Here is a 23230-nt window from a genome sequence, read left to right as displayed (position 1 = left end):
TTCATAGTATAAAAGGATCAATACCTTCTTTTTTTTCACTTAATTTTTTCTAAATAAAAGCAAGCAAATAACCCTATCAAGTCAATGAATAGGGTTTTAAGCATGGTATAATTTTCTATAAAAAGGGAATTAAATAGACCATTTTATTCAACATTATAAAAAACATTTCATTTTATTAAACAGGATAAAGGTCCCTACATGTGACTAAATTACGAATTTGCTAAACGATACACAATATGACATTTTTTTTAATATAAGTGATATACAATGAAAAAGTTGAATCGAGGTCATGAGAAATTAATTTCAGGAATATGGATAAAAAATTAGGAGGAAAATATCTTGGTAAACTTATTACTTAAACAATTCTTGAAGGCGGAAATTGAGATCAAACGAAGAATTATGTATAAAAAGGCAAAGGATCTTGGTTTCACCCACCCTATTGTAGTAGATTACAGTCAAGAATTGGATGTCCTACTTAATAGATATTTAAAACAAGCTCAAGCTTCCTAATCAAACGAGGCATCTATATAGAAGAAAGAATAGATTGAGATAAAGCCAGACAAGTTTTTTGGCTGGTTTTATCTTTCATGCATGCATTCATCAAGCCGAAATGTATAGATACAGTAAAAGTAGGCGATGTTTTTCTTAAGAAGACATTTGGAGGTTGAATGATGCAAGTATTCATCTTAACTTTTATGGTTGTTTCTAAAATATTATTGCCACCTCAACATTCAGTAGACCAAACAACACCCACACTTTGCACACCAACTGAAATCAATACACTATATCAATATCCAAACAACCAATTTCAATCGTTTCGTGATGAGGACGAATTTTATCAGCAGCTTAATCGTACAATTTATGAGGAATATGCTAATGCTTCATTGAATATTCGTCAAAAAATGGCTTTTAGAGATGTAGAAAATGCGACACAAAACTTTTATTTACAAACAAATAGTAATCAGGAAACAATCGACCTCTCTCAACATACTTTTATTCATCCCAATCGACAAGTTTATTTTTTAGCATCCTTTCAGCACAATACCGATGAGTCCTATCAAAAATTTCTTGTCATCGACGCTGAAACACAAGAAGTAATACTTGGACATTCACATTTTCTAGAAAGTTCCAAGGACCTTTAATTCATTGTATGCACATCACGTAGATTCTAGTAGTCATTTCAAAAAAATAGAAATAAAATTTTTCTAAAAATTGAAAAGCTTGCTTTGAACACGTACATTCAAAGCAAGCTTTTTTTTCTACAGTGGAATTAAGATAACCTTTTTTCTTGAATAGCTCCTGTGATGTCATCTATTAGTTGCTGTAGTGATTGCTCAACGGAATTTTGCTGACCATGTCTACGAACAGCCACTCGTTGGTTCTCAACCTCACGATCTCCAATGACAAGAATATACGGAATTTTTTGTAGCTGTGCTTCACGTATCTTTTTCCCAAGCTTTTCTTGGCGGTCATCTAATTGCACACGAATTTCTTGCTCTTGTAATACTTCTACTACTTGTTTGGCATAGTCATGATGCACTTCTGCAACATTAATAACTTGTACTTGCTGTGGTGCTAGCCAAGTTGGGAATGCTCCTCCAAAATGCTCAATAAGAATGCCTAAGAAGCGATCAATCGAGCCAAATACCGCTCGATGGATAACAACAGGTCTTACTTTTTCATTGTGTTCATTAATATATGTTAAATCAAACTTCTCTGGCAGTTGGAAATCGAGCTGTACTGTTGCACATTGATGGCTGCGCTGAATTGCATCTTTAATATGAATGTCAATTTTTGGTCCATAAAAAGCGCCATCGCCCTCATTGATTGTATAGGCAATACCCAAATTTGTTAGCACGTTCTCTAGTGCCGCTTCTGCTTGATCCCATAGTGCCAAATCGCCCATATAATCATCTGGTCGTGTCGATAATTCTATTGTATAGCGGAAACCAAATACGTTGTACACCTCGTCAATAATCTTTAATGCCAGCGCAATTTCATCCTCAATTTGCTGTGGTGTTGCAAAAATATGGGCATCATCCTGACAAAATGATCGGACACGTAATAAACCATTTAAGGCTCCACTAAATTCATGTCGATGTACTTGCCCAAATTCAGCCATGCGAATTGGTAAGTCTCTATAGGAATGGAGGCTGTTTTTAAAAATGAGCATATGTCCTGGGCAGTTCATTGGCTTTAAGGCAAAGCTTTGATCATCCACCTGTGTAAAATACATTTGATCCTTATAATGATCCCAATGGCCCGACTGCTCCCAGAGGCGCTGATTCATCATTAGTGGTGTCCTTACTTCCCTATAATCATATTTCGCTTGTAAATGTCGCAAATAGGATTCCAGCTCATTGCGCAAAATTTGACCGTTTGCTAAATAAAATGGCATGCCAGGCGCTTCTTCTGAAAACATAAATAAGGATAGCTCTTTACCAAGCTTGCGATGATTACGCTTTTCCGCTTCCTCTAAAAAGACAAAATGGTTGTGCAGCTCTTCTTTTGTAGCAAAGGCTACACCGTAAATGCGCTGAAGCATTGGCTTACTGCTGTCACCTCGCCAATAAGCTCCTGACACATGCATTAATTTAAAGTGCTGCAATTTACCTGTAGTTGGGACATGTGGGCCTCGACATAAATCGTAAAACTCTCCCTGCTCATAAATCGTTACCGCTTCATCTACCGGAATAGCCTCAATTAGCTCTAGCTTCAACGCATCGTGTGCAAATAGCCGCTGTGCTTCCTCCCGAGATACTTCACGCCTGTGAATTTGGATATTTTCCTGCGCAATTTGTTTCATCTTTTTCTCAATTTGCTGCAAATCATTTGGTGTTAATGTGTTGGCAATATCTATATCATAATAAAAGCCGTTTTCAATGACTGGTCCTACCCCAAATTGTGCATGTGGGTATAGTAGCTTAATTGCTTGCGCTAATAAATGGGCCGTAGAATGGCGAATAACCTCGATCCCTTCCTTCGAGCTTGCATCGTACAATGTAACTTGAGCATCTTCCATAATCGGGTGCGTCAAATCAACGATGGTTCCATTAACACTTCCTGCCACTGCCTTTTTACGAAGCTCGGGACGAATTGCCTGCGCAATATCGGTTAGTGTCACGCCTTTCGTAAATACTTGCTGTTGACCATCTGGAAATTGAATGTGAATAACTTGATTTGACATGTTCTCTACTCCTTTTAGTAAAAATGTAATAATATGCGCCTCGGCATTGTTTCTGTCTAGATTTTTGGAGTTTGCTCGAAAAGCTCTCTCCAAAATTCATCCATGACACCAGCCTGAGCGTTTATCTTGATTCCGTTGTCGCTATGTTTTCGAAATAAAAACAATTGCTGAATCAAAATAAAAAAAACACATATTCGCCCCAACAAAGGGACGAGTATGTGTTATTACCCGTGGTTCCACCCAAATTCCCACTAGTTTATTTGCTAGCGGCTCATTGATTTTGCTGTAACGTTGCAAAAAACGGTGCAAGTTTCCAAGCACGGCTCCAAGGTAGTAAGAAGAAATCACGACATTAGGAAGCTTGCAGCGATTGCCTCCCTCTCTGAAAATGGTTGATTAAATCTCTTGTCCTTATCATTGCCCATTTCATCTTGCATGAAATTGTTAATTACTATAACGAATAGTGGATTTTTTGTCAAACACTGATTTGAAAAAATTAACGATTGCTAGGCAGTGTGTAATCAGGCCGCTGTACACAGTAGCGGCAATGCAGATCATCACATATTTCCTCTTTCAACTCATTACAGCATGTGAAAAATAAAACTATAAAAGGTATCATCATAAATGACATAACGTTCACAAGTGGAGTATTTTGGTTCCGCTAATCTTTATTCACGACCACTACATTTCCCCGTTGCTCAATTCGCACATTTTTGTTATCTCTTAATGATTTTTCACTTCTAAAGTCTCGCTTTTAGTTTGCCATTTCATATGAATTATAGGTTTCGCATCACGTTTAAACATTTTCTCACTCTCTTTTTTCGTGAATGAATAATATCCCTCTTTATTTAAATGTGCATCATCCAACGATTGAGTGATTTTTGTTCCTTCAATTGTAATTTGTAAAGGCCCCAAATCATGGGAGTCACCCAGATAATATAAACGTAAGCCTTCCTCGGTATTATTATGATAGATCGCTTTCCAATGTTCACTTTTAGCAATGTAATGAATCTCTTGTTCTTCACTTTGACAGCCTGCTAAAAGGATAAACAGGACCAGTGGAAGTATCCATTTTTTCAACAAGCCTTCCCCCTAACAATGTATAGTGACAGTAAATCCTGTTGGCTTTTCTTCAAAAACATCATGATATTCTGTAAACACGAAGTCGAGTCCTTGGATGTCATCTGGTAAGGGTGGTGTCACCACAAACTTATTGCTTTCATGCCCATCCGAGCCGCTCGCACCCGTATTCCGACATTCGTAATGATCATCTATAAACAACTTTAAATATTTGCAGTCCAATTTTTCATGAATACGCTGAGTAGCGTCTTGTTGCGCATCCCAGTCAATTAATAGCTGGACCACACTTGCATTTTCGTATTGGCGAATATAGGAAACTGTATATAACCGTTCTCCCGCTTCAACTGTCTGTAATACGGGAATATATTGAAGAAAGCCTGTAGGTTCTACCTTTGCTTGATAGTATTTTTCTGATCTTATTAAACTAAAGAGCATGGTTAAAAATAAGTCATCAAGGCCATACTTTTGCGCCCATTCCGTGATGGTTTCATCAGTGGGGAAACCTGGGGTATGACTGAATTGCTCTTTCCGTAGTTGCAACAGTACACAAATTTCTTCGTCTATTTCTTCTAGCCTTGGGTCGTCGTAGCCCTTGCTTGGCATTTTAGACATCCAACTCCTCCTCCATCCTACGATCCTTCTTCTTTCTATACGATATTCCCACCATTTGGTTCCATAAACAGCCTAATTTTACTTTCAAGTACCAAAATTGCTATAATTCAGTTAATTAAAAAAGGGGGGTCTATATGAAAAAAATCATCATGATCTTGTCTTTCCTTATCATTATCACTGTTGGTTTTTTAATTGTAAAAAAAGACCAAAGCGATTCTACAACAGATGTTATGAAAAATAACAACTCTACAACAGACGTACTGGAGAACACTGAATACTCCGCAAAGGATATATTAGCAAACGCTGATTTTAATGTGGAAAAGCAGACTATAACCGTTCATACCATTGATACAGATAAAAAAGATATATTTACACGAATTGAAATTCCAGAAGAAACGCAAAAAAAGCTTATACAAGCTTTTCAGAATGCAAAATTTGCTAAAACAACAATAGACCCCATTGAGTACGATTACCGAATAACGATTTCATTAAATACAGGTTATACAATGTATCTTATTTCAGACAAAAAGTCGCTGCATATTGTTAATAATCGAGAAAATTATGCCATTGTAAACGATAGTGATTTTTTTAGTATTTTAGTAAATGCAACAAAATAAAAGGCACTTACTCAAGTGTAAGTGCCTCTATATAAGGACAAAAGCTGTATTAGCGTAATTAAATCATCGATCATAAAGAGAATGGAGTAGTTGATGGTCATCCTCAACTGTTGAAAAATCATTTTCTTTCCAACGTTTTAATATATCAATATATGTTTCATTATGAAAAAAGACGGCTTCCTCTTCTTCTGTTATCTGCATCAAATGATCAATTCGTTCCGCTGTTATCTCCATTGTACCTTCTTCTACATGCGTATCAACCTTTTGGTGTGTCATATCTAACATCACTTCTTGCACTAAACGTTCATCAAACGTTTTATCTCCACTTTGCCAATCATCAAGCATAGCGGCATGAACACCGTCTACCCAAGATAAATCCGTTTCCTTAAGTGATTCTTCCCCATCATCTTCAACAATGGACTCTGTTTCTTTATCATTTATCCAAAACGCAACACCTATACTCAACACTACAGCTACAAAAAGAACACCCCAAATATAACTTTTTTTCAATTTTAAACCACCTCTTTAAAAATTATCGCAAATTTATTACGTCCAAACAATAGAAACACAAAAAGTCCCCTACATATGTAGGAGACGTTATGAATTGTCTATTCACGCTGCAAAGCATTTGTTGATGCTTGTATGCATGAGAGTTTGGTAGTTTGCAATAGCATAGATTTTTGCCATAACTCGAATAAAGGCTCCAATTTCATAAATGCTCAAGCGATGGTTCGTTCTGAGTAGCCTCAAATCTTCTGCTAGTTGTCTTTTTTAAGGATACGTCAACGTATTTTCCATTGCCCTAAGACATTGGATAGCTAAGCTAATTGACTACAACATCATTGTGCCAGCTCGTTGAGTCAGATAATTGATATGTGACCATATTGGCTGTGACCGCGAGAACAACCCCCGCTCTCGATATATTAGAATGGGTCGGACTTTCCAGCACAAGAACTACATAGCCCTCTCCCCGCCCCTGTTCATCAATTGCCTTTGCTGCATTGATGTCAAAAGTACAATAGGATTGCTCAGTTGTTGCAAATAGAAGCCGCTCTTCATGATAAGCACCGTTCTCTTTTAAATTGTAGCTAACTGGCAACCAACCTTCAGACCATTCAATACTACCTATTATTTCTCGTCTTCGACTGGCAACCCGACCAATTGAATACATAAAATATATTTTCATTATCGTTTGATTGTCTTCATTTCTCCCATTACAAGTGGCTGTCACGTCAAGCATAATATCATTGTTCGAAAGCTTTTTCATTAACACTAACGTCACAGTGATAATACAGATAAATAGTACTATACCAAAAATGATAAATGCCATTAGGTCCCTCCTAGTATCAAGATTGCTGTTACTAAAATATTACCATGATTTAGGAGAGATAGGTGCTTTTCATCAAACAATCTTAGAAATAGACACGGGCATAAAGGATAAGACAAAATTTGCTTCGCTTATCCTTATTTCCCCGCTTGAAGCTCGGCTGTTAGTGTAAAAGGTATTTTTAAATACTCATAGTGAATCGTTACTTTCTTAATGTCAGAAGCTTGAACTTGAACAGCATAATGCTGAGGCTGCTTGCCAATCGCTTGTTGATCTATGTATCGACTTGGTAAAATTATGCGCTGTGATAATTTATGAAAAGACATTTGGCTATTTCCCTCTAGTTTTGTTTCTACCTCAAATGGTTCGGACTTACTAATGACAAGCTCTACGCTGTCTGGGAGCTTATCGTTCACAAGAAGTTGTTTGAGTTTAATTTCACGTAGCCCTTTATTTTCAAGCGCTATTATTTTGACTGCCTCATTGTCCTGTTTGCTTGTATAGCTTTGAATGACAAGTGGCGGATTACTTTTGAGATAAATCATAAAAACGGCACCGACCACAAGTACACTCAATACAAAAATAAATAGTAATTTTTTCATACTTTCCCTCTCTTTCTCTTTCATCAGTATAACAAAAACAACCTGACCTATTGATAGTCAAGTTGTTTTTGTAAACGTATTTCATCTCGTATCGGGATACCATCATTACCAATGAAAGGGATAGAAGGCTTATAGGCTCTCGCCTGTTCGACTGCATTGCGCAATATTTCGAGTAAATAATAGCCTCGTTTTTGATAAAATTTCAAGGCATGTAAGTTATCGTTCGTTGTGATAAGAGAAATGCTTGTACAACCTTGTCCAACAGCTTCTTGCTCTACAGCTTTTACAAGCGCTGAACCAATGCCTCTCCCCTCAACTGTACTATCCAATGATATAATTTCACAGTCCTCTTCGCGCATAATATAGGTAATCAATCCAATGATCGCTCGCTGCTCATCCAAAAAAGCAAAGCCTTCTAATTGACTGCAGTCATAGATCCCACTGGAAATGACCATTTCTGTACTGCCCCAATGCTCCTCAAAAAAATGAAGCACCTCATGTTGGGGTAATTGGTGAATTTTTGTCAATGTCATGTTTAGAACCCCTTTTTTAAATCGAAATATGAAAAACACCTGCAATCGCCTTTTGAATGCCTAGGAACACTGCCCATGACAGCACACCTAGACCAATAGCAAGGACGATATGCATTGAGGATTTCATCGCCATGTATATCACAAAAAGCATGCACATTGTTGCTGGCAGGCCAACGATGACTCCTACTGTAAAACGCTGAATATGCTCGCTCGACTCACTTTGCACCGTCAGCCAAATAATACTTAAAATACTCACCAACGGCAATGCGGCAATGATGCCACCATAGGTTGGAAATCTTCGTGCTACCTCGGTTACAACACCAATAATCGCCGCCGAGCTAAGAATTTTAAAAAATGTATACATTATTTCGCCACCTCACTTAGGCGTCTAAATGCCTGTAGGATAGCTTGCTGTTCCTGTTCAGTTAGCTGAAGAAGTGCCTGCTGTAGCTTGTCCTCATCTAATTCGGAGTTTTTCTTCAGCACCTGTAGCCCTTCTGGGGTTAAATGAAGAATAACTTTCCGTTGATCATCACTCGCCCGCTCCTTTGTCACCCAGCCATGGCGCTCCAGCTTTTTAATATGCTCTGACGCTGTATTGGGAGAAATATTTAGTAATCCAGCAATATCACGTACTGTTACTTCCGCCTCCTTTTGAATCATCTGTAAAATACGGACGCTTTGATGGGAAATGACATCCTCATGTGTTGTATGTAGATGATAGAAAATCGTTGTAAAATAGTCATTTATATCTTTAATCATCGTCTAGACTCCTTTATATCGTTCCACACGATTATATCGTATAATACGACATAACGAAAGAGACATCCTTAAAGTTTTTATTTTCAGACAGTTCCCCAACAACCTTCTTAAAATTTCTATCTATTTTTCATAATCATCTATCTTTCTGCGTATCTTGCTAACGATGTGAAATAGGTACTTGTCATCATCAACTTTCTACATTATTATTACCCTATTCTGAATTTAATCGAGGGCATCCAATGTTATACTTTCTCTATTTTCTAGTTGGTGGCACAATCATGGTACTGGCGCTGCTACTTAGCCAATCAAAATACTTATTTTTGTCAGGCATTATTACCGCATTACCGATTCTGACGCTCATCAATATGGGGATGCAAATGAAAAATATGAAAGAAGATACCTTTCATACCGTCTTACAAAATACAGTATTTGGCGCGGTCGGTATGTTGTTATTTACCGTACTTGTCTTTTTATTAACGAATTGGTTGAAGCCAAGTATTTCGGTCATGAGCGCACTCGCTGTCTATGCCGTATTTATGCTATCTGGCAAATATATACTATCGATGTTCGCTTAAAAGTTGAAAAAGGAGCTGCCATATGACAGCCCCTTTTTTAGTAGATCGAAAATTCGTCTACCTGTTGATAATCTTCACATAAACACCCTTCTTAAACCTGTCAATCGCTTGGGTATTCATATATTTTACATTGTCTGATAGTTCGTTTGCCTTCCATAATTGCTGTTCGTGATAAACAAATGGATCAATTAAACGTACCTTATTCCGAAATGAAAATCAAAACTCTCTTGATTCTCGCATACTTCAACATGTTCATGAGAAAAAACAGTATGGGATACATCATGTAATAGGGCCGCAATTTGCTCCTCCACTGATCCCCCAAACTTTTTGATCAGTAGCATAACACCTATCGAATGCTCAAATCTCGAAATATTCCACTTGCTGTTGACTAGAAAGCTCGCTCCAGCCTGATGAATTCCTTTTAATCGTTGCACTCGCTCGCTTAAAATAAGTTCTTCTAGCACACCATCAATTTCGAATGATCCATACAGTGCATCTGTAATCAGCATTTAACCATTGTCCTTAACATGGTTTGTGATGACAAAAACTCCACCACAGTGTGATATCGGATCAAATGTTAGCTGACAACTATCCTGCAATAAAGCTTGTAGCTCCTCGTGGACAAAATAAAATTCATCATCATCCCAATAGCCTTTGCTATCCAGTCGACATTGTTCTAGCTGCTCCCTTGTGTTAAAGGCAACATCGCCAATTAACATTTTACCATTGGGCTTTAGATGCTCTAATAATTGGGTAATATACGACACCTTTTGCTCATCTGTAAAATGATGGAGCGCATAGGTACTAATAACGGCATCATATGACTGCTGCAACAGCACGGTAGGTAACCCTTTCGTTAAATCCCACTCGATTAAATTAGCCTGTGGCATTTTTTCTTTCGCAATAGCTATCATGTTAGAAGAAAAATCGAAGCCATTGATCTTATGGCCATGCTCATAAAGCTTGGCAGTTAAAATGCCTGTTCCAAAGCCTATATCTAAAACAGTCGAAGCTGGAACGTCCATTACTTCGTTAAAAATTTTATTTAATATCGCCTTATAGCCTGCAAATGGATATTGATTGTTTTCCTCACTTAGCTGAACGGTTTGATCATAATCATCCGCCCATAAATCGAATCCCTGTTTATTTAATATCATAGTGCCTCCTACAATTGATAAATTCTCCAAGCCTTTGTTATTGTACGATTTGTAGTCTGCTTCATAAAAAACGCTCCCTTCTTTAACCAATTCATGCTATTATACCAATTTTTTGTATATCGAACAATTCAGAAAATAATTCGAACTTTATCATTTATCAAATGATTGAAGTAGCCCTTTAGAGTTCATTCAATTTGTAATTGGATATTGCATCATTTTTGGTCGCTATTTTTTTATTGACCACTTTAATAAGAGCAGTCTTGTTCATAACTTGGCCTTATTAATCTGGAGCAATTTCATACAAAGTAAGTAAAAGAAAATTGCATTTGTATGTAGTATTTTTTTCAAATTCAATGTTATATTCTCCAAAAGGTAAACTTTAAATAATTTATAAAATATGCTAGACAAGATTATTTATCTTGGCTAGCGTATCATTTGTATGTTAGTGATTATTCAATTCTCTTCATCCTTTGATGTAATAAACCATCCGAACTGTTATTTTCACCATAGACGAAATTCTGCATATAATAGTTCAAGTATTTTCCATAATCACTTTGTGTATTTAATAATAATTCATCGACATAGTATACACCTAAAGGAACATTATCTAACATTAAACTCGCAGTCCCTGCATATATTCCACAAGCTACTTGAAAGTAAGTTGCGCTAGTTTTATATTTTGGGAATATATCACTACTTTTCATCGAGTTATACATATAAATTTCCTTATCACTGTATACTAATAGAACACCAACAAGGTCCTCTCCTTCCACCTCTCCATCAGATGGGTCAATCAGTTTTTGCTTCCAATCCCAAAGATCATCTACATTATCTAGATTTTTTCTAATTAATTCGGTTGTATATTCATTGACTCGATAGATAAATCCTATTTCAAAATCATATATTTCACCTAATGTCAGTACTTCTTCATGAGGCATAAGACAACCGTAAAATTCCTTTTCCCCCAATTTCACCTTAAATTCAGAAGCATAGACGTCATCGTATAAGTATAATGGTAAATGGTGGTGGACAAACATTGGATAGCTTAAAATTGCTTCATCCAGAAAACATTCAACAGACCAAGTAGAATAAATAGTTTTAGGCTGAATAAGCGTTTTGTCTTTATAGAAAGAGCTGTCATGTTCAATAATGTAACAAGCTAATGGTTTGTTATCAGCATGATCTTCCAATAACTTAAATGCCATCCATTGAACGACTCCCGGGTTCATACCTGAGCCAATAATCGCTCTTGTATTAGTAAGTGTTTCTTTTATATCTTCAAATCGATAATAGCGTTCAGTCAAGGGGAAACCATATAAACTCTCATCCAGATCTACCGCAGTATTTTCTAAAGCGGAGTTAATATAATGAACACCCAGTTTATTACAGCATTGTAGCATGTCAATTGTATCAGCCCAGGATACATCAATAACTAATTTTGTGTTTGTTGATTGTAGATGTTCAGTAAACTTAGCTGTGTCACTTAGGTCAAATTGTAAGAGGGTAATTTTATCATTTAAATGTGGAAACAAAGTATCATAATAATCTAATGGATTTTGTTCGATATCTATTAGAAATAGTTTCGAACTTGTAATAACATGATGGATAGGATCGTTTTTATCTATAGCGGAATGATTAAGAATAGATAGTATTGACTTAGCAACACCGCCCTTACTTCCAAGGATAGTGATAGAATATTGGTTAAGTTGTTCCACGGCATTACATCCTTTTCTTATAATTAACATAGCTTATGAATTTTCGAATGAGTATGCTTGTATGAAACAACTAATTTCAATAAAACATTCACTTTCGTTAAATAGCTTAATTAATGCATGCCTATGTAATTATCGCATCATATTACCTTAATCAATTTCCCATTATAGTGCTGTGAGTCTATTGACCTGTTACATTATCTAAATGTATAAACCTAATGCATTGATAAAATAAAATACAAAAGACCACACAGAATACAAAATTTTGTGTAGTCCAAGAAAAATTATCTCTCGTTTGTTTTTTTACTCTTATATTATTCTTATTTTGATATGATTGAATTCAATTGCATAAAAACTATTGTATTTATCCTACAAAAAACAATGAAGCATCATGGAGTATGAATAGTTTTTATATGTTGGAGATTATAATAGACGATATCCTTAGCAGTTTGAAATTGGATAATTGAACCTTTTATTTCAGTTATTTTCCCTGTAAAATTGTTTTTTTCACTTAAGTTTAATACTATAAGTTTATTTCTTAAATTTCCAATTTGAGCCTCAAAAGTACTTGGGAAATGTTCGTTACATGCAGTAATTAAAAATTCATCATCTGTTAGTTGATACGGCTTCTGTTGGTGACTATAAGGTACGATTGTTTTTATATGTTTAATGGGAATATACATTTTTTTGTAAACGGGAGATTGAAATACAATATAATCATTTAAAATACTGGAGATATATCCATGGAATGGCTGATTATTTAACACCTGAATTTCTAAAAATGTCCCTAAAGATTTTGTTAGAACTTTTGCAAACGTCATTTCTTCATTTGAATCGTTAAATATTTTATCCTGTGTTATAGATGAAGGAATTTTAAGTCCATCTTCATTAACATCATCTATTTTTATCTCATGAATGTGATTAAAAGGAATATAAAAAAATTCTTTACCGTTAAATAAAACAACTAATTCACTACTGCTATCAATTATGATTCCTTTGAGTATTTTTTTCCCTGTTACTTCTAATTTAACGATTTCTTTATCAAAATCTTGAATCAAATTCTTCAAAGTCTCCCCTCCTCTATTCAAAAATTAAGGCAACCCATAAATATAGACTAAATAAGCTTACAATTAACCCAATTGGAACAACAAGGATTGTAACTTTTAAATAATTTCCCCAAGTAATAAGGATTCCATGTCTTTTTAAAATAAACATCCAAATGAGCGTTGCTAATGTACCAATTGGGGTTAATAATGCACCAATATCACTACCTATCACATTTGCTAAATAAGCTACTTGTAAGTATAAAGGGTCAAGTCCCATCTCCATTATGGACAATGTACCGATCATCACTGTAGGAAGATTGTTAAAGACATTTGACAGGAATGTAGATAATAGCCCCATAATCATGGCTGCGTTTAAAATATCATGTTCTACTGATGTCTTAAAAGTTTTTATGATAATATCATTCAGTCCCACATTTTTAAGACCATACACAAGCACATACATATTAAATGCGAATAAAAAAATATACCATGGCGAATTTTTAATGATATCTGTTAGTCCTGTTCTCATTCTAAGCCATCTAACTGTAATTAAAATGGCAGCACCAAATAAACCAATCCATTCTATTGGAATACCTAATGGGGATAGTGCAAAGAAACTTGCCCTTGTTGCTACAACGATAATTAAGCATATTCTAAACATTTTCCAATCGATCGTTACATAGTCTGTACGAATATCTAGCGGATGCGAATACAAGAGCTGTTCATTTGTATTAACATTGATTGGTAGAGCCTTAGTTCTTTTAGGGATAGATCGTTTAAAATAGAAATATAATAAAAACGTAATAGTTATGATACCAATCATTGATGGAATAAATACCATTTCCACATAACTATTTAAACTAAGACCAACAATCTCTAATGCAATCAGATTAGAGATATTACTTACAGCAATAGGTGCACTAGCAGCTGTGGCAATAAGTGCACCTGAAATTAAATAGGGTAATGCTTGATGAGGTTTAAAACGAAGGAGCTTGACTATGTGTATAATTATGGGCGTTGTAATGAGAATACTTCCATCATTATTAAAAAGCATAGTCATTAAAAAACATAGCAAAATAATATACACGTATAGTCTAATACCAGATTCCTTAGATTTAATGACGATGTTATAAGCAATCCAACGAAAGAATCCTATACTTTCAAGTACAATTGACATCATGATCGTTGAAAGTATTGTCAGTGATGGACCACTGACAATACCCAATATCCCTAGGACATCGTTCCAAGATACAATACCTGTCATCAACACAATCACTGCACCGATCGTTGTTGGAATAGTTTCATTTATTCCAAATGGTCTCCACAGCATGAATATTATAGTTAAAATAAAAACAACCAACATGATAGTAATTGAACTATCCAACATTCACATCAGCCGCCTTATGTTTAGTAATGGTTGATGTGGTAGGATTGATTGTAATTTCTTTGCTACGTTCGTCAGGTTTCCTAAGAAATAATTTATAAAATAATCCACCAACGATAGAGAAGTAAAGGAGCATAATCACATTCCTTCCTCCTTTCTTTAGCTAGGCTTTGTACAAAAGAGTATTATCTTTTTCGATTTCTTGCATTTCTTCCCTTATTGTTTACGCTATTATTGTTGGTAGTATTATTGTTTGTTGTTTCATTATTTCCTTCATTTTTATTTTCCTCTTCTTTTTTACTAGTACCTAAACTAATATTACGAACGTGATACATGGCAAGGCGGATAATTTCATCTTTTGAAAAAATGGTAATATAATCATCAGTGACCTCTTCCATTATGCCCTCTAGCATTTCTGGTCCACCACGATTTACTTTAACCCATTGATGTAGAAAATTACTAACAACTGTTTTAAAATTAGTTGGGAGTAAGTAGGAATCATCTTCTGGATCTTCAACTTTAAATTCCATTCCATCTCTTGAATTGACCGTAATACTTTTTATGTGCTGCGTTTTATAATAAACAATACCGTCTTTTTCTGTTAGTAAAACAAAATGATCCTCACCTGCTGTCAATAACTTGCCAATACGCGATTCTGGACCTCCCCTATCAACCCTAACAACTTTGTCAACTAATGAAATAAGCAGATTTCTGTTCATTATTTTAGCCTCCTATTTTTATTGTCTTGCTATCTATATGTGTGCTCCGATAAATACCTTATTGGAAATGCCTAAGTAGGTAAAAATATACTTTGAACTCCCTTACCAGTTCATATTTCTCACATCCATTTTGGCAATGGTGTAGTTATCAACGCTGTCTTTAATTGCTTCAATAAAAAAGCAATTTCATTATCGAGTTTCTGGTTAAAATTTGTTAAAATAAATAAAGGGATATGACATTCCTTTGCGCGAAGTAGATTTTTAAAAAGCAAATAAGTCATACACATGGTAATATATAAAGAGAGGTACTTATAAGATCCAAATCATTGAAGAAAAAGCTAAAAATGAAGATGGGTAGTTTATGGGTCCTCGTTAAATTCAATTTATTATGTAATCTTAAATAAACCTTATATAATCAATGTTATCTTTAAAGGAGGGATCGAAATGATAGCATTCACTTGTAATGCTTGCTCTAGAACGACTTCTTTAGGTCAAAGAGGTCTAGTTTAAGTTATACGAATAACATAAAATTGAATGATCTCTTTAGGCCATAGATTAACAAAATAGCCTAAGAATCAGGAGAGATTTCAAATGGAAAACCAAACAATTCAGCCGTTTTTAACGGTCGCAAATTATCATTTACTAGAACAACAGTTAAATAAAATTTTACATGCCCTTACGACAACAAAGGATAAAAATGTTATTCTTGCCGTACGTGGGCTTGTTGATACTGAAATTACAACTAAATTAGAGCTTTCCGCCGAGGAATTAAAATTAATTGAACAGCTATTTGCTGTGACAGATCGTGCGCAGGGAGATGCATTTTTAGAACAATTAAAACCATATGTCATCCCGTTCAAGCCAGTGACAGCCAGCACGCTAAAGGCTCTATTTAAAAAAGAAAAAAAGCTAAAGTTACCAAATTTAGAAGAACTGGATTTTCAACAAATTTGCTATCTTGCTTGGGATGATCCAGGAACACATCGTAAATATGTTGTTCTTGAACAAAATGGACAGCTAAAAGGCATTAAGGGCATATTTGCCAACAACACTGTGCGTGGTATATGCGCCATCTGTAATCGTCATTCAGATGTCGGCTTATTTACAACGTCCATTAAAGGCCAAGTGGTAGGCACATTTACCAACCATAGTAATTACATTTGCGCCGATAGTAAAACATGTAATGAGCATGTCACAGATATGGACAGAACTCACGAATTTTTCGAACGTATTACACAAAAATAGCGAATTAATAAAGGCAGAAATGTTGTGTATGCAACATTTCTGCCTTTTGTATGGTCATAGGTTCAACTATGCGTGTAGCGATAAATAATGCAGGAAAGGTCATAAGGAAAGTGACTGATATTGAATGTGGTAGCTTTTGCTGGTTTGGACCTTCATAAAATCCTGTAAATTGTAATTTATTGTGATAAAGCACAAATAGGATCATATATATAGCTATCACTGGTAACCAGCCATTCTCTACACTTAATCTCAACTGAATAAAGAAGCCTTATGACTCCCCACATTAGACATCCTAAATTGTTTTAAGTGCATTCATCTTTCATCACGATCTATTTTTTTGCATTTTTATATAGAGCCAAAAAATATTGGCTATCTCTTCAGCCTCGACAGTATAGATTGTGTCAGTAAATGCATTACGAAATGGTTTTAGCATAATTTCTAACACACTAATCCTAGGCTTTTCCCGACCCATTTCTTCTAAAAGCAAAGAAGTTAGTTCGATGGATTGTTGGGGAAGCTCGACAGTCGACATGTTTTTATCAAACTTCCCCAACTTCTCTAGTATCATGTCTTTCGTTACCATCTTGGTTTCGAATTCACTTTCGATCAAATACATATCTTTTGGATCTAAAAAAACCTCACCACATGCTATCATCTCTGGAAGGAAATTTTCTACATATCTTAATGATCTACAGATTACCTTTTTGATATCGATCGTCGTATTCGTTGCTAAATTCCAGTAAAAAGACAAGTATTGAAATGTACCGAAAAATATCACGGCACATTCATAGTAATAAGGCTTTCCGTCCTCGCCATAAATATCATACAATCTATTTTTTAACCATGTGATTTCATGGAAACGATGATCCGCAAGAATTTTTTGTAACTCTTCATCATGTAAAAAAGAGATTTCACGAAATAATGGCATTAAATTATATTTTTCCTTAATTCTTAATGAAGCCATTAACTGATCAACCAAAATTTCGACATCATTCATTTTCTGTCCAACAAGAATTTCCTCTTTTAAAACATCCCTCTCTCGCCGATTTTGTTCTAAAACAGCCTTCAAACATTCATTCTTTGATGAAAAATAATTATAAAATGTCCCTTTTGAAATATTGGCTCTATCTAAAATATCTTGCACAGAGGTATGTTGATAACCTTTTTCCGTAAATAACTGTATTGTTGATTCGATGACTACTTGTTTACGATCTTTCATACATTTCTCCAATCTCCAAACCTATTCCAATTATACTAGTAAAATTGTATTTCACAACATCCTCTATGTATGTAAGTTTTAATTGATCTATCATACCTTACGGAATTGCATCTTCCCTCATTTCATCATTTAATGGAATTAATTATTTTGATTAGTACATTTAAAATACATATGTAGAATAATTGCCATAATCATCCCTATGCCACAAACTATATAATTGAATGTAGATGAGAATGAAAAGATAGTCGATATGCTAAAAAAACGAAAAAATAAATGATCAACAAATTTGAAGCTATTTTCCTTCCAAATTTCATAAAAATCGCTTCCTCACTGTAAGTTTTGGTTAATTTTCCATATGAGGTAGTCATTTAGAAGAAATCTACCTGCCATTTACTTCGACCAAGTTTTTTTAAAATTTACGGATACTAAAGCACCTTCTGGTCAAACTAATTTTCAGGAGGTGATTTTCAATGGCAAAAAATAATAACAACAACCAAAACTTCAGCTCTAAAATTCCTAATGCAACGCCAAATGCAATGAATTCAATGAATGTTGAATTCGGGAATGAGACTGATGTGAACCAAGTTAGACAACAAATTCAACAAGCGGAAGCGAACAAACAACAAGCTTCTGGTTCAAGGAATGCAATGAATTCCATGAACGTTGAATTTGGTAGTGAAACTGATGTGAATCAGGTTCGACAACAAATCCAACAAGCGGAAGCGAAGAAACAACAAGCTTCTGGTTCAAGAAATGCAATGAATTCCATGAACGTTGAATTTGGGAGAGAAACTGATGTAAATCAAATCAGACAACAAATCCAACAAGCGGAAGCGAACAAAAAATTTGCTTCTGGTCGTTTTGCAAACGAAAATAATACAAATAATCAATAGCTCCACAACCGGCAACCACTGCCGGTTTTTTTGTTTCCAAGGAACTCCTATTAAAAGTATGCACAATCCTTTGAAGTACATGTATCGTCGTTTCTTCATGATCGAATCCGATTCGTATATTGGTCCTTTTCATCCTTTTTGACACAACTAAAAAGCATCCACCAAAGAGGATACTTAGTGTAAAAAAACATTTATAAAATACATTATTAAACAGCCTGTAACAAAAGCATGAAACATCAACGCAATTTTGGTTTGAAACTTAATTTTAAAAACAGATACTAGAAATTTATATAAAAAAGAAAATATTGTCAAAACTACAAAATGACTTATTGAAAACAAAAAACTCCATACAACTAAAGAAAGAGTACTCAAATCTCCTGGATAACTATCTGCAGCTGTAAACCTTACACTGCCCATAAAAAGCACTGTTACCCATTGCATACAATAAGTTAAAATAAGTCCTATTACAAAATAAACTATGTACGATAAATATTTACACATTAACTTATGGTCCATTCCACACTCCCAAAATAACCTCGTTTAATACATTAACGATATTCCCGTCCATTTGTTTCATACCTATCCAAATATTCCAATATTATTCTGTATTTCCTCGTAAATCAAGTATTTTGATCACATAATCTTGCTTACCACCTACTGAAACGACATCAACTTAAATAACTTTAAGCAACTTATCATAGCTTTACAATTACATGGTATATCTAATGAGGAGTAAAATAGATACCTCTTTTATTTTGGTAAATACGTCGAGAAGTTTTAATCTAAAATAATTGAGCTTTACCTCTTCTAGACCCATACTCTAGATCTACTATAAAACCCTTACACTAATCTTAAAATAACAATAGACGTGCTGATAACAGCCGGAATGCCTACATTTCCATTGAATAAAGGTTTTGGGCTGTCATCAATATTTCTTAAAGTAAGAACATCAGATGCATTTAAAGGTGTGATTACTTGACCATTTTTTATCAAAGGGCAATAAACTATAAATCCCAAGTGTACTTAGCATATAAATAATAGTGTTAAGCTAAACTGGTTTAACTTGAGACCTCCCGAATTTTTACTTAGGGTCACCACTATCCCGGGTGACCCTTTTATCGTTACTTTATTCATATACATCTTAGAGGATAGACATCGGTCTAGTATTATAATGGCTAATATCTGTATTGAACATATTTTTCACTCTACCTTCCTTATTGTCTATATAACTGTATTCGATATGAATAATTTATTTATAAGAGAGGAGGTGAATATAAAATGGCAACATTTGAAATTGGAGCGAGAGGCATTTTCAATTTTCGAAACGAACGCTTTTTCCTATTAGTTGAAGATGAAATCACAATTCCAGAAAAAGGTGTGGAGATTGATCCAGTTAATATCTATGAAATTGACGAACAAACTTTCAATTTTATTAGAGATGAAGGAGATACACCTGTAGTTGTACCACGTTTTAATCTTCCTCCTGTACCACCTGGATTTGAATTAGAACGAAAATGTATTTTTACAGTCGATAATTCTTACTTTGTGATATATGAATTAGAAAATGGCACTGATAACTTTGTTATGTTAAGAATCGGTGCAGCTTTATTTAACTCATTGAGAAATTCTGGTGTTCATGAATGTATTCCTCAAAATTTCATTAATTAATATTTCCACCAGATATAGTTGGAGACGATTTTCTGTGGGAAGACTTTAAATAATTCTCTTAAAATCTTCGCTGCTTGCCTAAGTAAAATTATTATTATTCATCATAGTGAAAATGATGTTAAGCAACGCTCCATCATCCTTGCTTAACATTTTCTATATACAAACTTGCCACCAAGAAGCTTGAAATTTCGAGAGCTGTAGCGTCTATAAACGCTACGGCCTTTTTTTTATGTTATATTCTCCAGAAATATCTTACAAGGCCAGTAAATGATGTATTTAGAATATGATGCATTGTCGTTTGCGCTTCTCTTCCTAATTGAAATACGCTACCCGGTGTGAGTAGCGCTTCAAAATATGAAACCATCTAGTAGTCAATTATTTTTTATACAATAGTTTTAAAATATTTTTTGTAAACTCTTCATATGAAGTATTTTTTCCCCGCAGGTTATACCACTTTCGAATCGTTTCTACTAACCAGAACGGCACAGAATTTCCGTCTATTAGATGATAGTATTGCTCATATCCTTTTTTTAAATGCTCCCATCGACAATCATTGCCTGGTTGGGTGTATTCAGAGACATCAATTATTTTAATTCTGCCATTTTGTAATAAAATATTTTTTAAATGAATATCACGAGGGTTAAGGCCCTTTATCCGGACATATTCTCTTGCAGCCTCCACTTCATTTACAACCTGTTCTGGAATATGAATACCTTGTAGAATGCAGTCAAAGAGCGTTTTTCCTTTTTCATAACTTAAAACAAGGTATTCGTCGGATGATGCAAAACATGTTGAAAAGAAAGGTGAATCTCCTAATATTCGGTAAACATTTGCTTCAACTTTTACCTTGTGTACTTTGTCCTTGGCATATAATTTAAATGCATAAGCTGGAGCAGAAAGATATTGAAAAACAGCCGCATCTGTCCCAACACCGATACACCTCAAATCATCCGCTTCACCACTTATAGTTACTGGCTCGTTATTTGGATTTGAAAAAACGTTTATTTGAGAAAGAGAACCTATAGCTTTGTTCCAGTCGTTTTCCATATTATCTCTCCCATCATTTGGATTGAAGAAGGATTATAGAATACTATCTCCTAAATGTCGCACTATATCCTTAGTTCCCTACACGTCCACTTCAAAACATTAGGAAAACGATAAATTCTTCCAAAATACATTCTTCTTATGGAAGTATACTGCTTCAATGGCTAGAGAAGAACCAATGCCCCTCTTCCTCTTTATCAGTAACAATTACCCTTAACCATCTTCATTAAAAACTTTCAAAGTATTTGATGTACTTCTATTGTTGCTCTAGATTGCCCTCAATTTATCGAGAACTGTGGAGTGGTTGCTTTAATCAAAGTAGATAACTCTAAAAAATTCATCTAGTATTTCTGTTTAATGTCACTTCAAACCTAGTGACCCTTTTTAACCGTCAAATCGTCGCTTGCTTAATGAAAATTTCTGTATGCAAAAGATCTCACTATTCGCTTTAAAAATAACTTAAACAAAAAAACACTCGCTATGTAAACGAGTGTTTCGCATCCTTCTTGACTACCACTTAGCTGGTTTGTTTTTTTCCTTCTGAAGTTATTTATTCCCTTTTTTAAAGAAGTTTTTTGCTTCTTCTAGTTGCTTTCCCGGTAATGTCCGTTGTAGTTCCTCTTCTAACCAAGCTATTGTTTTACTTCTTAAATAATTACGCATTTGTTCTTCAGCTTCTAGCATTACACTATTAATCGTGCAATTCGATTGACCTATACAGGATTCACACTGTTCGTTTGTTTTTTGATAAGCAAAATTCGCTTTAATATTCTTACATTGAAATATCGGATCTTCACCTTCTACGGCACGCACAACATCCCAAAATGAAATATCTTGTGGTTTTTTATTGAGTCGATACCCCCCTTTTACTCCAGATACGGAACTTACAATCCCTTCCTTGGACAACTTCCCTAAAACTTTTGAAAGATAGGTCTCTGATAATCCTTGAAATTCAGATAAATCTTTTATGCCAATACTTTCATTTGGTGGTACATCGATTAAATAAACAAGACTATGTAGTGCATATTCAACCATAACACTATATTTCATTACTTCACCTTCTTAAAACATTATCCTTACCATGATAGTAACACATTTTAGAAATACATAAATGAATCAGTTTGACAAAAGATAGTTAAAAGCGTATATTGTAGACAATGTTAATCAACGATTAATTTAATCGACGATTAATTCAATCTTTATTATATGGGAGGATTTTTATGTAGTAACTACTTTGCTCAAGCACACCCCAAAGTGGATTCAAAGACTTCTATGAGACAATTTCTACAAACTGATAAAAAAATAAATAGGACCATGAAGTAGTTAATTAAATTAATCTATATAGAGAGGTTGTTTTAGATAGGTAGTTAACAAAGTCAATTGAATTAGCTAATTAGCTAATAAATAATGGAGGGATTCACAATGACACAACGTATAAATTACTATGAAATTGCACCGGATGCTATGAAGATCATGATGGAAATGGAAAAATACACGAAGAAAAGTGCTATCGAAAGAAAACTTCGTGAACTCATTAAAATTAGAGCCTCTCAAATTAATGGTTGTGCCTATTGCATCAACATGCACACTGCTGATGCTAAAAAGATGGGAGAAACGGAACAACGTTTATACTGTATTAGTGCTTGGAGAGAATGTACATTTTATTCAGAAGCTGAAAAAGTAGCATTAGAATTAACGGAACATATTACACTTATTCCAGAAAAACGAGTTCCTGATGTTTTATATGAACGTGTACGTAAGCATTTTGATGAAAAAGCGTATGTCGATCTAGTTATCTTGATTAATCAAATTAATAGCTGGAATCGAATTTCTATAGCGATGGGCAAT

General features: G+C 34.7%; 25 protein-coding genes and 1 pseudogene. 8 read left to right on the top strand and 18 right to left on the bottom strand.

The annotated features are described in order from the left end of the window. Positions 1–339 precede the first annotated feature (339 nt). A complete protein-coding gene (locus RT445_RS02560) occupies positions 340–510 on the top strand; it encodes an aspartyl-phosphate phosphatase Spo0E family protein (protein ID WP_004230265.1) in 171 nt (56 codons plus the stop codon). A gap of 161 nt (positions 511–671) precedes the next feature. Continuing rightward, positions 672–1142, top strand: coding sequence for a hypothetical protein (locus RT445_RS02555; RefSeq protein WP_312507287.1), 471 nt, complete (start codon positions 672–674; stop codon positions 1140–1142). 128 nt (positions 1143–1270) lie between these two features. On the opposite strand, the gene thrS is transcribed toward RT445_RS02555, so the two are convergent. From thrS to RT445_RS02540, 3 genes are all read right to left on the bottom strand, one after another. Beyond that, positions 1271–3187, bottom strand: a complete 1917-nt coding sequence (gene thrS / locus RT445_RS02550) for a threonine--tRNA ligase (protein WP_313469614.1) — start codon at positions 3185–3187, stop codon at positions 1271–1273. 723 nt (positions 3188–3910) lie between these two features. Beyond that, positions 3911–4267 (bottom strand): hypothetical protein, encoded by a 357-nt coding sequence (locus tag RT445_RS02545; RefSeq protein WP_274797014.1) that lies wholly within the window; start codon positions 4265–4267, stop codon positions 3911–3913. Positions 4268–4279: 12 nt separating this feature from the next. Beyond that, positions 4280–4879: a hypothetical protein gene (locus RT445_RS02540; RefSeq protein ID WP_274797013.1), complete on the bottom strand. Its 600-nt coding sequence runs from the start codon at positions 4877–4879 to the stop codon at positions 4280–4282. Between the two features lie 134 nt (positions 4880–5013). Between RT445_RS02540 and RT445_RS02535 the strand changes: the two genes are divergently transcribed. Continuing rightward, positions 5014–5496 carry a hypothetical protein gene (locus tag RT445_RS02535; protein WP_274797012.1) on the top strand — a complete coding sequence of 161 codons (483 nt, stop codon included), beginning with the start codon at positions 5014–5016 and terminating at the stop codon, positions 5494–5496. A gap of 63 nt (positions 5497–5559) precedes the next feature. Here the strand turns inward: RT445_RS02535 and RT445_RS02530 are convergent, their stop codons facing one another. From RT445_RS02530 to RT445_RS02505, 6 genes are all read right to left on the bottom strand, one after another. Next, positions 5560–6006 carry a DUF6241 domain-containing protein gene (locus RT445_RS02530; RefSeq protein ID WP_274797011.1) on the bottom strand — a complete coding sequence of 149 codons (447 nt, stop codon included), beginning with the start codon at positions 6004–6006 and terminating at the stop codon, positions 5560–5562. A gap of 313 nt (positions 6007–6319) precedes the next feature. Further along, entirely contained in the window at positions 6320–6826 is a 507-nt protein-coding gene (locus tag RT445_RS02525; RefSeq protein WP_274797010.1) for a hypothetical protein, read from the bottom strand. A gap of 134 nt (positions 6827–6960) precedes the next feature. Further along, entirely contained in the window at positions 6961–7425 is a 465-nt protein-coding gene (locus RT445_RS02520) for a hypothetical protein (RefSeq protein WP_274797009.1), read from the bottom strand. Positions 7426–7472: 47 nt separating this feature from the next. Then, a complete protein-coding gene (locus RT445_RS02515; RefSeq protein WP_274797008.1) occupies positions 7473–7958 on the bottom strand; it encodes a GNAT family N-acetyltransferase in 486 nt (161 codons plus the stop codon). Positions 7959–7974: 16 nt separating this feature from the next. Next, positions 7975–8322 carry a DUF3147 family protein gene (locus RT445_RS02510; protein ID WP_205443261.1) on the bottom strand — a complete coding sequence of 116 codons (348 nt, stop codon included), beginning with the start codon at positions 8320–8322 and terminating at the stop codon, positions 7975–7977. Beyond that, positions 8322–8720: a MarR family winged helix-turn-helix transcriptional regulator gene (locus RT445_RS02505; protein ID WP_274797007.1), complete on the bottom strand. Its 399-nt coding sequence runs from the start codon at positions 8718–8720 to the stop codon at positions 8322–8324. Before RT445_RS02505 ends, RT445_RS02510 begins: the two co-directional genes overlap by 1 nt. Before the next feature lie 239 nt (positions 8721–8959). On the opposite strand from RT445_RS02505, the gene RT445_RS02500 reads away from it, so the two are divergent. Next, complete coding sequence (locus tag RT445_RS02500) at positions 8960–9295, top strand: hypothetical protein (protein ID WP_274797006.1); 336 nt, start codon at positions 8960–8962, stop codon at positions 9293–9295. A gap of 224 nt (positions 9296–9519) precedes the next feature. On the opposite strand, the pseudogene RT445_RS02495 reads toward RT445_RS02500, so the two are convergent. From RT445_RS02495 to RT445_RS02470, 6 genes and pseudogenes are all read right to left on the bottom strand, one after another. Then, positions 9520–9804, bottom strand: a pseudogene (locus RT445_RS02495) (HD domain-containing protein); the annotation flags it as partial. Then, positions 9805–10452 (bottom strand): class I SAM-dependent methyltransferase, encoded by a 648-nt coding sequence (locus tag RT445_RS02490; protein ID WP_274797005.1) that lies wholly within the window; start codon positions 10450–10452, stop codon positions 9805–9807. A gap of 449 nt (positions 10453–10901) precedes the next feature. Beyond that, positions 10902–12167 carry an S-adenosylmethionine decarboxylase related protein gene (locus RT445_RS02485; RefSeq protein ID WP_274797004.1) on the bottom strand — a complete coding sequence of 422 codons (1266 nt, stop codon included), beginning with the start codon at positions 12165–12167 and terminating at the stop codon, positions 10902–10904. A 386-nt stretch (positions 12168–12553) separates the two neighbouring features. Further along, the gene (locus RT445_RS02480; protein ID WP_274797003.1) at positions 12554–13231 is read right to left on the bottom strand and encodes a DUF2642 domain-containing protein; all 678 of its coding nucleotides are present in this window, start codon (positions 13229–13231) and stop codon (positions 12554–12556) included. A 13-nt stretch (positions 13232–13244) separates the two neighbouring features. Further along, positions 13245–14594 (bottom strand): arsenic transporter, encoded by a 1350-nt coding sequence (locus RT445_RS02475; protein ID WP_274797315.1) that lies wholly within the window; start codon positions 14592–14594, stop codon positions 13245–13247. Positions 14595–14779: 185 nt separating this feature from the next. After that, positions 14780–15313, bottom strand: a complete 534-nt coding sequence (locus RT445_RS02470; protein WP_274797002.1) for a hypothetical protein — start codon at positions 15311–15313, stop codon at positions 14780–14782. A gap of 591 nt (positions 15314–15904) precedes the next feature. On the opposite strand from RT445_RS02470, the gene RT445_RS02465 reads away from it, so the two are divergent. Beyond that, the gene (locus tag RT445_RS02465; RefSeq protein ID WP_274796999.1) at positions 15905–16558 is read left to right on the top strand and encodes a FusB/FusC family EF-G-binding protein; all 654 of its coding nucleotides are present in this window, start codon (positions 15905–15907) and stop codon (positions 16556–16558) included. Between the two features lie 322 nt (positions 16559–16880). On the opposite strand, the gene RT445_RS02460 is transcribed toward RT445_RS02465, so the two are convergent. Continuing rightward, on the bottom strand, positions 16881–17777 hold the full coding sequence (locus RT445_RS02460; RefSeq protein WP_274796998.1) for a TetR/AcrR family transcriptional regulator: 897 nt from the start codon (positions 17775–17777) through the stop codon (positions 16881–16883). Between the two features lie 470 nt (positions 17778–18247). Here RT445_RS02460 and RT445_RS02455 point away from each other — a divergent pair, with 470 nt between their 5' ends. Next, a complete protein-coding gene (locus RT445_RS02455; RefSeq protein WP_313469607.1) occupies positions 18248–18670 on the top strand; it encodes a gamma-type small acid-soluble spore protein in 423 nt (140 codons plus the stop codon). A 1278-nt stretch (positions 18671–19948) separates the two neighbouring features. Beyond that, complete coding sequence (locus RT445_RS02450) at positions 19949–20338, top strand: spore coat protein (RefSeq protein WP_274796996.1); 390 nt, start codon at positions 19949–19951, stop codon at positions 20336–20338. A gap of 375 nt (positions 20339–20713) precedes the next feature. On the opposite strand, the gene RT445_RS02445 is transcribed toward RT445_RS02450, so the two are convergent. Continuing rightward, a complete protein-coding gene (locus RT445_RS02445; protein ID WP_274796995.1) occupies positions 20714–21385 on the bottom strand; it encodes a serine/threonine protein kinase in 672 nt (223 codons plus the stop codon). A 543-nt stretch (positions 21386–21928) separates the two neighbouring features. Beyond that, positions 21929–22432 carry an Rrf2 family transcriptional regulator gene (locus tag RT445_RS02440; protein WP_274796994.1) on the bottom strand — a complete coding sequence of 168 codons (504 nt, stop codon included), beginning with the start codon at positions 22430–22432 and terminating at the stop codon, positions 21929–21931. A gap of 372 nt (positions 22433–22804) precedes the next feature. Between RT445_RS02440 and RT445_RS02435 the strand changes: the two genes are divergently transcribed. Beyond that, positions 22805–23230, top strand: a 426-nt coding sequence (locus tag RT445_RS02435; RefSeq protein ID WP_313469605.1) for a carboxymuconolactone decarboxylase family protein, incomplete at its 3' end; no start/stop codon positions are given.

The sequence above is a fragment of the Lysinibacillus sp. genome (assembly GCF_032093475.1).
Lineage (GTDB): Bacteria > Bacillota > Bacilli > Bacillales_A > Planococcaceae > Lysinibacillus > Lysinibacillus irui.
Note: the sequence above shows the minus strand (reverse complement) of the source record. Positions and strands in the feature narration are given on the sequence as shown.

Excerpts from the sequence above, each read along its gene's own strand:
- RT445_RS02470 (WP_274797002.1), bottom strand. The coding sequence starts at position 15,313 with ATGAACAGAAATCTGCTTATTTCATTAGTTGACAAAGTTGTTAGGGTT.
- RT445_RS02555 (WP_312507287.1), top strand. The coding sequence starts at position 672 with ATGCAAGTATTCATCTTAACTTTTATGGTTGTTTCTAAAATATTATTG.
- RT445_RS02525 (WP_274797010.1), bottom strand. The coding sequence starts at position 6,826 with ATGGCATTTATCATTTTTGGTATAGTACTATTTATCTGTATTATCACT.
- RT445_RS02440 (WP_274796994.1), bottom strand. The coding sequence starts at position 22,432 with ATGAAATATAGTGTTATGGTTGAATATGCACTACATAGTCTTGTTTAT.
- RT445_RS02465 (WP_274796999.1), top strand. The coding sequence starts at position 15,905 with ATGGAAAACCAAACAATTCAGCCGTTTTTAACGGTCGCAAATTATCAT.
- RT445_RS02515 (WP_274797008.1), bottom strand. The coding sequence starts at position 7,958 with ATGACATTGACAAAAATTCACCAATTACCCCAACATGAGGTGCTTCAT.
- RT445_RS02490 (WP_274797005.1), bottom strand. The coding sequence starts at position 10,452 with ATGATATTAAATAAACAGGGATTCGATTTATGGGCGGATGATTATGAT.
- RT445_RS02505 (WP_274797007.1), bottom strand. The coding sequence starts at position 8,720 with ATGATTAAAGATATAAATGACTATTTTACAACGATTTTCTATCATCTA.
- RT445_RS02460 (WP_274796998.1), bottom strand. The coding sequence starts at position 17,777 with ATGAAAGATCGTAAACAAGTAGTCATCGAATCAACAATACAGTTATTT.
- RT445_RS02455 (WP_313469607.1), top strand. The coding sequence starts at position 18,248 with ATGGCAAAAAATAATAACAACAACCAAAACTTCAGCTCTAAAATTCCT.
- RT445_RS02535 (WP_274797012.1), top strand. The coding sequence starts at position 5,014 with ATGAAAAAAATCATCATGATCTTGTCTTTCCTTATCATTATCACTGTT.
- RT445_RS02445 (WP_274796995.1), bottom strand. The coding sequence starts at position 21,385 with ATGGAAAACGACTGGAACAAAGCTATAGGTTCTCTTTCTCAAATAAAC.
- thrS (WP_313469614.1), bottom strand. The coding sequence starts at position 3,187 with ATGTCAAATCAAGTTATTCACATTCAATTTCCAGATGGTCAACAGCAA.
- RT445_RS02450 (WP_274796996.1), top strand. The coding sequence starts at position 19,949 with ATGGCAACATTTGAAATTGGAGCGAGAGGCATTTTCAATTTTCGAAAC.
- RT445_RS02520 (WP_274797009.1), bottom strand. The coding sequence starts at position 7,425 with ATGAAAAAATTACTATTTATTTTTGTATTGAGTGTACTTGTGGTCGGT.
- RT445_RS02510 (WP_205443261.1), bottom strand. The coding sequence starts at position 8,322 with ATGTATACATTTTTTAAAATTCTTAGCTCGGCGGCGATTATTGGTGTT.
- RT445_RS02540 (WP_274797013.1), bottom strand. The coding sequence starts at position 4,879 with ATGTCTAAAATGCCAAGCAAGGGCTACGACGACCCAAGGCTAGAAGAA.
- RT445_RS02500 (WP_274797006.1), top strand. The coding sequence starts at position 8,960 with ATGTTATACTTTCTCTATTTTCTAGTTGGTGGCACAATCATGGTACTG.